Consider the following 12,449-nt stretch of genomic DNA (forward strand, 5'->3'; position numbering starts at 1 on the left):
GGGTCATGCTTATTCTGCTTTATTTATGCTTAAAATAAAATTGCACTTTGACATTGTAGTGATATGATGGTACAATATATTGAGTATCATTAAGTCATACATACTATATATAGTGAATATAAATACTATATATAGTGTTTATGCAATAGAGAGTATTTAAGTGCAATTATAATTAGATGTTATGATATGGAGGGTTAAGAATGGTAAAAGTTGTAAAAAGAAATGGTGACTTAGTTGATTTTTATGATTTTAAAATAGTTAATGCAATAGAAAAAGCTATGACAGAGACAAAGCAGGGAATTGATAATGAGTTAAGCAACAATATAACTAATACTATAAAAAAGAAAATAAATAGAAAAGATGTTATAAGCGTTGAAGAAATACAAGACATAGTAGAGGAATTACTAATGGAAAGCGCAAGAAAAGATGTAGCTAAAAGATACATAATTTATAGAGAAGAACAGAATAAACTCAGAAACAATGTCAAAAAGCAAGAAGATAGGCTTTTGACAGACGAATTTATTAGTAAATATAAGCATAGCCCTTCACCTATGAAGCAATTAGGAAGTTTTGTATACTATAGAACATATTCTAGATGGTTACCAGACAAAAAAAGAAGAGAATATTGGTGGGAAACAGTAAGAAGAGCAGTAGAATATAATTGTAGCTTAGTTCCTACTACTAAAAAAGAGGCAGAGAAATTATACGATAACATATATAATATGAGGCAATTTTTATCAGGTAGGACTTTTTGGGTTGGAAATACAAAAGTTGCTAAGAATTACCCTATGGCAAATTATAATTGTGCTTTTCAAGTAATAGAAGAGTTTGAATCTTTTAGAGATTTATTTTATTTATTAATGGTAGGCGCAGGCGTAGGAGTAAGAGTGCTAAACAGCGACATAGAAAAATTGCCAAAGGTTAGAAATGATTATGAGTTAATTCATATGGATTACTCTCCTATAAATAAGAATGCAAGGGAGGATAGCACAAGCTTGCAGTTCTATTTTAATAATTCAGTAAAGATTACAATAGGAGATAGTAAAGAAGGATGGGTACAGTCGTTAGACTTCTTCTTTAAGATGCTTTATAGCAACGAGTATAGAAACATAAAAACAGTTATCATTAACTACAATCATGTAAGACCAAAGGGAGAGAGATTAAAAACTTTTGGAGGTACAGCAAGTGGACACTCTAGCTTAAAAAATATGTTCACAAAGATAGATAAAGTAATAAAGAAAAGAGGCTTAATTAGCGACGGTGTTAGAGTCAAATTAAAGCCAATAGATTGTTTAGATATAGCAAATATAATAGGAGAAAATGTTGTAGTTGGTGGAGTAAGAAGAACTGCAGAAATAGCTCTAATAGATGCAGAAGATAAAGAATGTATTGATGCAAAATCTAACCTTTACAAACAAATAGACGGTCAGTGGTCTATAGATCATGAGATAGCCCATAGGCAGATGAGCAATAACTCAATATACTATAAAGAAAAACCAACTAGAGAAAAGCTACATTGGATGCTTGAAAAGATGAGATATTCAGGAGAACCAGGTTTTGTAAATGAAGTAGCAGGATCTAAAAGAAGAGAAAATATGAATGGAGTTAATCCTTGCGGAGAGATATTACTTGATTCTAAAGGTGTTTGTAATTTAACCACAATTAATGTATTTTCATTTGTAAAAGAAGATAATACACTAGATTTAGACGGATTATTAGAAGCACAAAAGCTTTCGGTAAGAGCTGGTTATAGGATGACATGTGTAGAATTAGAAATCCCAAAATGGAATAGCGTGCAGCAAAGAGATAAGTTATTAGGGTGTTCATTAACTGGATGGCAAGATATGGTGAATGCTACTAATATGACTATAGAGAAACAAGCAGAAGTATTAAAGCTATTAAGAGATATTGCTAATGGGCAAGCAAAACTATACGCTGATGAGATTGGAGGCAATGAACCACTATTAGTCACTACAGTAAAGCCAGAGGGAACATTAAGTCAACTTCCAACAGTATCAAGTGGTGTTCATTATTCACATGCACCTTATTATATAAGAAGAGTAAGAATTAATAGCTCAGATCCTTTAGTTAAAGTGTGCGAGGAGTTAAATTGGCCAGTTCATCCTGAGGTTGGTCAGACACTAGAAAATTGCACAACAAAGGTAGTAGAGTTTCCTGTAAAAGCACCAATTGGAAAGACCAAGTACGATGTTTCAGCTATACAACAATTAGAAAACTACAAGTTGTTTATGAATAACTATGTTGATCATAACTGTTCGATAACTATTCATGTAAGAGATAATGAGTGGGATGGAGTAGAAGAATGGTTATGGCAAAATTGGGACGACGTAGTAGCGGTGTCATTCCTACCTCTAGATGATAGCTTTTACAAATTATTACCGTATGAATCAATAACAGAAAAAGAATACCAAAAAAGAGTTAGTGAAATGAAACAGTTTATACCATCATTGATTAGAAAGTATGAAAAATATGAGATGGAATTCGATATAGGAAACGATGGTTGTGAAAGTGGAATATGTCCTATAAGATAAAAGTAAAAGGAGATTAACTATGAGAAATAGAGGTTTTGAAATAGTAGAAAAAGAACACAGAAAACATATAAATAAAGAAGTTGCTTTACCTAAAAGAGGTAGTAAAACTTCGGCTGGATATGACTTTTATAGTACAGAGACTTTTACATTAAAGCCAAATGAAAAAAAAGTAGTATGGACTGATATAAAAGCATATATGAAAGAAGGCGAAGTATTAAAAATATATGTGCGAAGTTCAATTGGAATAAAAAAAGGGTTAGTATTAGCTAATGGAACAGGCATCATAGATCAAGATTACTATAGCAATATAGGTAACGACGGTAATATAGGTATATGTCTGATAAACATATCTAATAATGAAGTTACAATAGAAGAAGATGAAAGAATAGCACAAGGAATATTTATTCAGTTTTTGCCAGCTGACAATGGTAACTCAGACGAAGAAAGAAAAGGCGGCATGGGTAGTACGGGAGAGTAATTCTTATGTGAATGAGTTGTTATAAATATTCATATACGTTTGTAAAAAATACAAAAATAAAGCGATTATATTGACTACTAGAGAATAGATTATTATAATAAATAATAATCTTAGGTAGATGACGAAGTCATCTATCTGCAGACTGTAGTAAAAGCACAAATTCAAGGCGTGCTAAAATTGAGTGGCTGAGCTTATTTAGAGATAAGTGAGCAACGGAAATTTGAGCAATAACGAAGAAGTTGGGTTTTGTCTGCTGTCTGAAATTATTATTATAATAATTTAATATTCAAAAATCTAGTGATTAGAAGAGTAGTTATATTGATTGTTGTAGCGAGCTAGAGCATGGTGTAAGTCTAGTATCATAATTATAGCGAAGAGAGTCTATGAAGATATTTCCTCAAAGCTCAGGTGAGTAGGGAAATACGGTTGATATCGTTAAAAAAATGAGTGAAAGTCAGTATGACTTTAACAAGAGTGGTAACGCGTGTAAAAGCGTCTCTTATGATAGAGGCGCTTTTTTTATACAACAAAACTGAAAGGAGGTAAAATTAATAATCTGTAAAATAGAAAACAAATAGGAGTGAATACTTATGAAAAAGTTAACAATTTTACTTATAATAATAATGATTGCAATTGGTGCTATTGGATGTAATAAAAAAGAAATATCGAAAATTGATGAAATAAAAGAAAAAGGGAAGCTAGTATTAGGAACAAGTGCTTCGTTTCCACCTTATGAATTCCATAAAGAAATAAATGGTAAAGATGAGATAATAGGATTTGATATTGAGATAGCTAAAGCAATAGCAGATGAATTAGGAGTCAAACTTGAAATAAAGGATATGGATTTCGGAGGGTTACTAGGAGCTATGAAAGCAGATAAAATAGATATCATAGTTGCTGGAATGACGCCAACAGATGAGAGAAAGAAAAATGTAGATTTTTCTAAAATATACTATACGTCTAAACAATGTTTGATAATAAATAATAAAGATATAGATAATATTAAGACAATAGAAGATGTAAAAAACAGAACTATATGCGTTCAGAAAGGAAGCATTCAAGAAGAAATAGCATTTAAAATTACAGATAAGGAAAATATAAAATCTTTAGGGAAGCTATCTAATGTAGTTATGGAATTATTAAATGGTAAAGTAGATGCAGTAATAGTTGGAGAACCGGTAGCAAAATCATATGTAAAAAAGAATCCTAATTTATGTATAGCAGAGGTTGAAGTAAAAACAGATAATAATGGGTCGGCCATAGCTATAAATAAAGGGAATAAAGAGTTATTAAAAGTGATAAACGATACATTAGAGAAGCTAAAAGAGGATGATAAGATAAATGAATTTGTAGTGAAGTATACTAAAATAGCTGATGAAAAGTAAATAATTTCATATAAAAAACAACCTATAATATTATTGCAACGAAATAGGTTGTTTTTTAATCAAATATATATAATCCTATTTATTTTCACAACCGCCTAAGGGAGCTAAAACTTCTTTCAGCTTCTCAATAAACGTCTCATTTTGTGGCATAGTTCCAATAGAAACTCTTATCCATGTAGACATCATAGGTCTGATTATAACACCACGCTTTTGTAGCTCTAGGAAAACTTCGCCAGAGTTTTTTTCTACATTAGCCATGATATGATTAGTCTCAGATGGTATGTATTCATAGCCTAGCTTTTCGAATTCGCTATATAAATACTCCTTACCACGCTTATTAAGATCATAACATTTCTTAACAAAATCTTGATCTTCTAAAGCAGCAATAGCAGCAGCTTGTGCAAATCTATTTACATCAAATGGGCATCTTACCTTATTTATATTAGATATAATTTCTTCGCTAGCTATAGTATATCCCACCCTTAAAGATGCAAGACCATACATTTTTGAAAAAGTCTTAAGTATAAGTACATTAGGATAGTCTTTTAATAATTGAACACTATCTTTAGGGTAATCATCCCTAGTAACAAATTCATTGTATGCTTCGTCATATATTACTAAAATATTCTCAGGAACTTGCTTTAAAAAATCTAATAAAGCTTTCTCACTAAACATAGTACCAGTAGGGTTGTTAGGATTGCAAAGCCAAATTATCTTTGTCTTATCAGTTATTTTAGCTAACATACCTTCAAGGTCATATGTCCAGTTTTTTAAAGGAACGAGTACAGGAGTACCACCCATTATTCTAGCAGTATCCATGTATCTTGGGAAAGTTATATCTGCCATTATTATTTCATCACCATGATTAATAAAAGTTTTAGCTATCATATCAACCATTTCATCTGACCCTGCACTAGGTAAAACTTCGGAAGGCTTAACATTATATTTTTTACTAATAGCTTCTTTTAGTTCAGTACAGTTACCATCAGGATATAAAGAAAATTCCTCCATTACTTTTAACATAGCTTCCTTTACTTTAGGAGAAGCACCTAGAGGGTTTTCGTTAGAAGCTAATTTGATTACATCAGATAATCCATACTCTCTTTTTACATCCTCTATAGGTTTTCCTGGTTTATAAGCAACCAAATCTTTTATTTCTTTTCTGAAAGATACAGGCATTTTAAGAACCTCCTTTAATATATTAAATGTAACAAACCATATAAAATAAAACTCAACTACTAATATTGTAACATAAAATCATTAGATTGATAGTAAAAATTAACATGAAGAAAATTTAATAATTAGCAAAATATAAAGTTTTCAGTTCCCCAAAAAATAACATAGAAATTTGTGGCTTTTTATTAAAAATAAACAAAAAATAGATAATATGGAATATAAAAAGAATAAAAAGAGACGAATAAAAAAAGGAATTTGCTTATTATTATAGAATTATATTAGTAATCAAATAAAAAAATCAACATATTTTAGTTTAGGAAATTAAGCTTATAATTTGGGGATAAGTTTTAATTTCCATATCTAAATTCAATATTAATTTTTGTTCTAAAGCGTTAAAACATGAAAAGGATGTACCAACTTATAATCCCGGATTATTCATAGAAACAAGATACTATAGAGTGTTTTTGGATTAGGAAAATATACAAATTACAAAAAGTTTCTGATTGACAATTATACAATATATTATTGGAGATATGGATTATCGGGGATAATGCATATTGAGGGGGAATTATTAATGAAGAATTATGGTGCTGACAAAATAAGAAATGTTGCTTTATTAGGACACGGAGGAAGCGGAAAAACAACACTAACAGAAGCATTGTTATTTTCCATAGGTAAGCTTAAGCGAATGGGAAAAGTAGAGGAAGGAACCACTATTTCTGATTATACTAAACAAGAAAAAAATAGACAGGTTTCAATTAGTACATCCTTGATACCTATAGAATGGGAAGACCACAAATTCAATGTTTTGGATACACCAGGATATTTTGATTTTGTGGGAGAAGTTTATAGTGCCTTAAAAGTAGTGATGGGTGCTGTTATAGTAGTTGATGCTTCAGCAGGTATTGAAGTAGGTACAGAAAAATCATGGAAATACACAAGAGATAGAAACTTACCAACTATACTATTCATCAATAAGATGGATAAGGACAACGTAAACATTGACAAACTTATCAATGAGCTAAGAGATAAATTCGGCAAATCAGTAGTACCATTCCAAATGCCAGTGGGCTCAGCAAATGACTTCAAAGGATTAGTTAATATAGCAGATATGAAAGCAAAAATATTTAATGGCAAAACATCAACTTTAGAAGATGTGCCTGAGAATATGATGGATCAAATAGGCCCTTTTAGAGAGATGCTAATAGAATCAGTGGCTGAAAGCAATGATGAGCTTCTAGAGAAATATTTTGAAGGAGAGGAATTCACATTAGAGGAGATACATAAAGGCCTCAGAGAAGGAGTTCTAGGTGGAAAGCTAGTTCCGATATTATGTGGATCATGTGATAAAGGAATAGGTATGAATGAGCTTTTAAATCTTATATTTGAATATATGCCATCACCGCTTGACGAAGGAAAATGTATTGGAGTTAATCCTGATACAGAAGAAGAGGAAGAAAGAAATATAGATCCAAAACAACCTTTTTCAGCATTTGTATTTAAAACAATAGCAGACCCATATGTAGGTCAAATTTCATTGTTTAAAGTTAAATCAGGAGAAGTTAAAAAAGACGATGAAGTATTAAATTCAAATAAAGATGAAAAAGAAAAAATGGGAACCGTATTTGCAATGAGAGGTAAAGAACAGCTAGAGATGGCAAAAATATCAGCTGGGGACATAGGAGCTGTAGCAAAACTTAACAACACAAGTACAGGAGATACACTTTGCGCGAAAGATGCACCTATAAGATATGATAGTATAAAATTCCCTAAGCCTACACTCTTTATGGCTGCTTATCCTGTAAGCAAGGTAGATGAGGATAAGATGGGACCTGCACTTCATAAGTTACAAGATGAAGATTCGACATTTACAGCAAACAGAGATAAAGAGACTAAAGAATTATTATTGGGCGGTCAAGGGAACAAGCATATAGATGTAATAAAAGCTAAATTAAAAGATATCTTTGGAGTATCAATTACACTACAAGATCCTAAGATTGCATATAGAGAAACAATCAAGGGTAAGTCAGATGTTCAAGGTAAACATAAAAAACAATCTGGTGGTGCTGGACAATATGGTGATGTTTACATAAAATTCGAACCATCAAAAGAGGAATTTGAGTTTGTAGAAAAAATATTTGGGGGCTCAGTTCCAAAGAACTATATTCCTGCAGTAGAAAAGGGACTGAAAGATTGTATTAAAAAAGGTGCATTAGCTGGATATCCAGTAGTGAATATAAAAGCTACTTTATACGATGGTTCTTATCATCCAGTAGACTCTAACGAAATGGCATTTAGAATGGCAGCTAGTATAGCGTTCAAAAAAGGTATGGAAAAAGCAAAGCCTATACTACTAGAACCAATAATGAAGGTGAGTATAACCATTCCAGATGACTATATGGGCGACATAATGGGTGATATGAATAAGAGAAGAGGTAGAATACTAGGAATGGAACAATTAAGTAATGGTAGACAGTTAGTATCAGCTGAAGCTCCAATGTCAGAGATGTTTAAATATACAATTGATTTAAAATCTATGACACAAGCAAGAGGAAGCTTTACAATGGAGTTTGAAAGATATGATGAAGTTCCAGCGATGTTAAGTGACAAGATAATTGAAGAAGCTAAAGCTGAAAAAGAATAAACAACAAAGGGGTAACTCGAAGATAAGAGTGCCCCTTTTTAATTGGAGAAAGTATAAGGCTTCTCCTTTGTTATTTATATAATTAAAATTACATAAGAGTGGGTATAATATATAAGATATTGAAATCTGAAATATTTTGTTGATTTGCTATAAATAATTAAGGCTAATAATAGAGAGTGGGTGTAAAAATGTTGTGTAACGAGTGTAAAGAAAAAGTAGCGACTATACATCTTACCAATATTATAAATGGGCGAAAAATAGAGCTACATCTGTGTGAAGAATGTGCAAAGAAAAATAAATACTTAGAAGCACATTTTAGTGACGATCCATTTATGTTTAATCAGTTTTTGACGAATTTAGTAGACAATACAATAGAAGATAAGTTAAAAAAAAATAATGCTATATTATTGTGTAATAATTGTGGAACGAGTTATGAACAATTTAGAGAAATTGGTAGATTTGGGTGTCCAGATTGCTATAATGTTTTTAGTGAAAAACTACATTCACTATACAAAAGATTACATGGACACGATAAACATATAGGGAAATTACCCACTAAATCTAGTGATAAAATAAAGATAGAGAAAAAAATTAAGAAATTAAAAGAAGAACTTCAAGAGGCAATTGAAAAAGAAGCCTTTGAAGAAGCAGTTATACTTAGAGACAGAATAAAAGAATTAGCTAATAAGCTACAAGAGAAATAAGAAAGAGGTGTTTCAATGAGTAAATGGCTAAAAGGGAGTGGTAGTGACAAAGATGTAGTAATAAGTAGTAGGATTAGGCTTGCTAGAAATCTAAAAGATTACAATTTTCCGCATAGGCTTAAAGGTGATACTTCAACTGAAATAATAAACAAAATAAAGGATATCATAGGTGGAGAAAAAGGATTACTAAATGGATATGGTTTTCACGTGCTCAAGAGTATGTCAGACATACAAAAAAATGCATATGTAGAAGAGCACTTGATTAGTAAAGGATTAGTTGATAATAGTGCTAGGAGTGCATTTGCAATATCAAGAGATGAAAAGAAAGTGGTTATGATAAACGAAGAGGATCACATTAGATTACAGGTTATATTACCGGGGTTTAATCTTTTAGAGGCATGGAAAATATGTAATGAAATAGATGACATATTTGAAAGAAAGCTTGATTATGCATACGATGAAAATTTGGGATATTTAACATCATGTCCAACAAATGTAGGAACAGGAATTAGAGTGTCAGCAATGGTGCATTTGCCGTGTTTAGTGCTGACAAAACAAATAAACAAGATATTACAGGCTGTTTCTCAAATAGGAGTGACAATAAGAGGGTTATATGGAGAAGGTACAGATATATTAGGAAATATATTTCAAATATCAAACCAAATTACATTAGGAGAGACAGAAGAAGAAATCATTAGAATGATTAAAAACACTGTATTGCAAATATTGTCAAAGGAAAGAATATCTAGAGAAATGATACTAAGTAAAGGAAGGATAGCAGTAGAAGATAAGGTATTTAGAGCACTAGGAATATTAAAAAATGCAAGGATAGTAGGAATTAATGACGCAATGAAGTTGCTCTCAGATATAAGGATGGGATGTGCTATGGGTTTAATAAAAGACCTAGATTATTATACAATAAACAAGCTTATGATATGGGTTCAACCATCCATGATACAAAAAAACAATTACTCAAATTTAAACCAGCATGAAATAAGCATAAAAAGAGCAGAGTTGCTGAGAAGAGAGCTTAATACATAAATATGTTTTAGAATAGGAGGAAAGAACGTGGGATTGTTTGGTAGATTTACAGAAAGAGCTCAAAAAGCTATAATTTTATCTCAGGATGAAGCAAAAGAAATGAGACATAATTATGTGGGTACAGAACATTTACTATTAGGATTACTTAGAGAAAATGAAGGATTAGCGGCAAAAGTTCTGGATAATCTAGGAGTTGACATAGAAAAAATAAGACAAGAAGTAAAAGAGAGGATTGGTTTTGGAGAAGCACCTAGTGACATTTTGGGATTTACTCCTAGAGTAAAAAAAGTTTTTGAAATGAGCTTTATAGAGGCTAAAACACTAGGCCATAATTATGTTGGCACAGAGCATTTACTACTAGGACTGATAAGAGAAGGAGAAGGAGTAGCGGGTGCATTATTAAAATCACTTGAAATAGATCTAAATAAAGTTAGACAAGAAATAATGCAAATGCTAAATAATCCTTATAGTAATATAAATAAAAATTCTAACCCAAAACAGAAAACACCAACCCTAGATAAATACGGTAGCGACTTAAATGAATTGGCAAAAGATGGAAAACTTGACCCTGTTATAGGAAGAGCAAAAGAAATTGAGAGAATAATACAAGTTTTAAGTAGAAGGACTAAGAACAACCCTTGCTTAATAGGAGAACCAGGAGTAGGAAAAACAGCAATAGCAGAAGGGTTGGCACAAGAGATAGTAGACGGAATAGTTCCAGAAATACTATTAAACAAAAGAGTAATTACATTAGACTTACCTTCAATTATTGCCGGAACTAAATACAGAGGAGAGTTTGAAGAAAGACTAAAAAAAGCTATGCAGGAAATCAAAGAAGCTAAGGATGTGATATTGTTTATAGACGAAATACATATGATTATAGGAGCAGGAGGAGGAGAAGGCTCAATAGATGCTTCAAACATATTAAAGCCTGCATTAGCAAGAGGAGAGCTTCAGGCAATAGGGGCTACCACGTTAGATGAATATAGAAAGTATATAGAAAAGGATTCGGCGTTAGAAAGAAGACTACAGCCTATAATGGTCAATGAACCAAGCGTTGAAGACACAATAAAGATATTAGAAGGTCTACGGGATAAATATGAGGCACATCATACAGTGAAAATAAGTGATGAAGCGATAAAAGCAGCTGCTGAGTTATCGCATAGATATATAGCAGATAGATTTTTACCAGATAAGGCAATAGACCTAATAGATGAAGCTGCATCAAGAATAAAAATAAAATCAATAACAACACCGCCAAAATTAAAAGAATTAGAAGAGAAACTTAATGAATTGCTCTCAGAAAAAGAAGCAGCAGTTAGGTGCCAAAACTTTGAAAAAGCAGCGGAGCTAAGAGATAAAGAAAAAAGTATGAAAGGTGAAATTGATTTACAGAAATCTAAATGGAAGAGTAATAAACAGTCAAAAGCATTAATAGTTGAATATGATGATATAGCACATGTAGTGTCTAGCTGGACTGGTATACCAGTTGTCAAATTGACTGAGGAAGAATCAGAGAGATTATTAAACCTAGAAGAGACATTACATCTAAGGGTTATAGGTCAAAGTCAAGCTGTTGAAGAAGTAGCTAGGGCAGTAAGAAGAGCAAGAGTTGGTTTAAAAGATCCAACAAAACCAATAGGGTCATTTATATTTTTAGGACCTACAGGTGTTGGAAAAACAGAGCTAACAAAAGCACTAGCAGAGAGCTTGTTTGGTGATGATGATGCAATGATAAGAATAGATATGTCAGAGTATATGGAAAAGCATTCGGTTTCTAAATTAGTAGGCTCGCCACCAGGTTATGTTGGTTATGATGAAGCAGGGCAATTGACTGAAAAAGTTAGAAGAAAACCGTATAGTGTTATACTATTTGATGAAATAGAGAAAGCTCATCCAGACGTATTTAATATTTTATTGCAGATATTGGATGATGGTAGATTAACAGATTCAAAAGGAAGAATAGTAGATTTTAAAAATACAGTTATAATAATGACTTCAAACGTTGGAGCTAGTACTATCAAAAAACAAAAAACACTTGGATTCATAGGAGATGATGAAAAGGAAGCGCAGAAGAACGAATACGAAAAAATGAAGGAAAATGTAATGGAAGAATTGCGTAGAACATTTAGGCCTGAGTTTATAAACCGTTTAGATGAAGTCATAGTGTTTCATTCATTGAACGAAGATCATATAAGTGAAATAGTCGAATTAATGATAAAAGATTTGCAAAAAAGACTTCATGATCTAGGTCTAAAAATTGAGGTAACTCCTTCAGCAATGAAACATATAGCTAAAGAAGGATTTAATCCGATATACGGGGCAAGACCATTAAAAAGATCAGTCAGAAAGCTAATAGAAGATGAATTATCAGAAAAAATATTAAGGGGAGATATTGAAAAGAATGATGATATAATGATAGACTATGAAGGTGGAAAGTTAAAATTTATAGCCAAATAACATAAAAAA

At 31.7% G+C, this 12,449-nt stretch carries 8 protein-coding genes and 1 other annotated feature; of the genes, 7 read left to right on the plus strand and 1 reads right to left on the minus strand.

Features of this window, described 5'->3' with window-relative positions:
• Nucleotides 1-200: 200 nt before the first annotated feature.
• The 3 genes from nrdJ (at nucleotide 201) to P3X86_RS12615 (ending at nucleotide 4,415) form a co-directional block, all read left to right on the plus strand.
• A complete protein-coding gene (gene nrdJ / locus P3X86_RS12605; protein WP_483293057.1) occupies nucleotides 201-2,552 on the plus strand; it encodes a ribonucleoside-triphosphate reductase, adenosylcobalamin-dependent in 2,352 nt (783 codons plus the stop codon).
• A gap of 19 nt (nucleotides 2,553-2,571) precedes the next feature.
• On the plus strand, nucleotides 2,572-3,030 hold the full coding sequence (gene dut / locus P3X86_RS12610) for a dUTP diphosphatase (RefSeq protein ID WP_483293058.1): 459 nt from the start codon (nucleotides 2,572-2,574) through the stop codon (nucleotides 3,028-3,030).
• A 288-nt stretch (nucleotides 3,031-3,318) separates the two neighbouring features.
• Nucleotides 3,319-3,533: a binding site (T-box leader), on the plus strand.
• Between the two features lie 87 nt (nucleotides 3,534-3,620).
• Entirely contained in the window at nucleotides 3,621-4,415 is a 795-nt protein-coding gene (locus P3X86_RS12615; protein WP_483293059.1) for a transporter substrate-binding domain-containing protein, read from the plus strand.
• Between the two features lie 75 nt (nucleotides 4,416-4,490).
• On the opposite strand, the gene hisC is transcribed toward P3X86_RS12615, so the two are convergent.
• Nucleotides 4,491-5,594 carry a histidinol-phosphate transaminase gene (gene hisC / locus P3X86_RS12620; protein WP_483293060.1) on the minus strand — a complete coding sequence of 368 codons (1,104 nt, stop codon included), beginning with the start codon at nucleotides 5,592-5,594 and terminating at the stop codon, nucleotides 4,491-4,493.
• 571 nt (nucleotides 5,595-6,165) lie between these two features.
• On the opposite strand from hisC, the gene fusA reads away from it, so the two are divergent.
• The 4 genes from fusA to P3X86_RS12640 all read left to right on the plus strand — a co-directional run bounded on the left by fusA (nucleotide 6,166) and on the right by P3X86_RS12640 (nucleotide 12,440).
• Nucleotides 6,166-8,235 carry an elongation factor G gene (fusA, locus tag P3X86_RS12625; protein WP_483293061.1) on the plus strand — a complete coding sequence of 690 codons (2,070 nt, stop codon included), beginning with the start codon at nucleotides 6,166-6,168 and terminating at the stop codon, nucleotides 8,233-8,235.
• A 188-nt stretch (nucleotides 8,236-8,423) separates the two neighbouring features.
• Nucleotides 8,424-8,939, plus strand: coding sequence for a UvrB/UvrC motif-containing protein (locus tag P3X86_RS12630; RefSeq protein ID WP_483293062.1), 516 nt, complete (start codon nucleotides 8,424-8,426; stop codon nucleotides 8,937-8,939).
• A gap of 15 nt (nucleotides 8,940-8,954) precedes the next feature.
• Nucleotides 8,955-9,980: a protein arginine kinase gene (locus P3X86_RS12635; protein ID WP_483293063.1), complete on the plus strand. Its 1,026-nt coding sequence runs from the start codon at nucleotides 8,955-8,957 to the stop codon at nucleotides 9,978-9,980.
• A gap of 33 nt (nucleotides 9,981-10,013) precedes the next feature.
• Nucleotides 10,014-12,440 carry an ATP-dependent Clp protease ATP-binding subunit gene (locus P3X86_RS12640; RefSeq protein ID WP_483293421.1) on the plus strand — a complete coding sequence of 809 codons (2,427 nt, stop codon included), beginning with the start codon at nucleotides 10,014-10,016 and terminating at the stop codon, nucleotides 12,438-12,440.
• Nucleotides 12,441-12,449: the final 9 nt, after the last annotated feature.

The organism is Abyssisolibacter sp. ZYX002 (genome assembly GCF_056892235.1).

Coding starts and splice junctions, on each gene's coding strand:
- nrdJ (WP_483293057.1), top strand. CDS start 201: ATGGTAAAAGTTGTAAAAAGAAATGGTGACTTAGTTGATTTTTATGAT.
- dut (WP_483293058.1), top strand. CDS start 2,572: ATGAGAAATAGAGGTTTTGAAATAGTAGAAAAAGAACACAGAAAACAT.
- P3X86_RS12615 (WP_483293059.1), top strand. CDS start 3,621: ATGAAAAAGTTAACAATTTTACTTATAATAATAATGATTGCAATTGGT.
- hisC (WP_483293060.1), bottom strand. CDS start 5,594: ATGCCTGTATCTTTCAGAAAAGAAATAAAAGATTTGGTTGCTTATAAA.
- fusA (WP_483293061.1), top strand. CDS start 6,166: ATGAAGAATTATGGTGCTGACAAAATAAGAAATGTTGCTTTATTAGGA.
- P3X86_RS12630 (WP_483293062.1), top strand. CDS start 8,424: ATGTTGTGTAACGAGTGTAAAGAAAAAGTAGCGACTATACATCTTACC.
- P3X86_RS12635 (WP_483293063.1), top strand. CDS start 8,955: ATGAGTAAATGGCTAAAAGGGAGTGGTAGTGACAAAGATGTAGTAATA.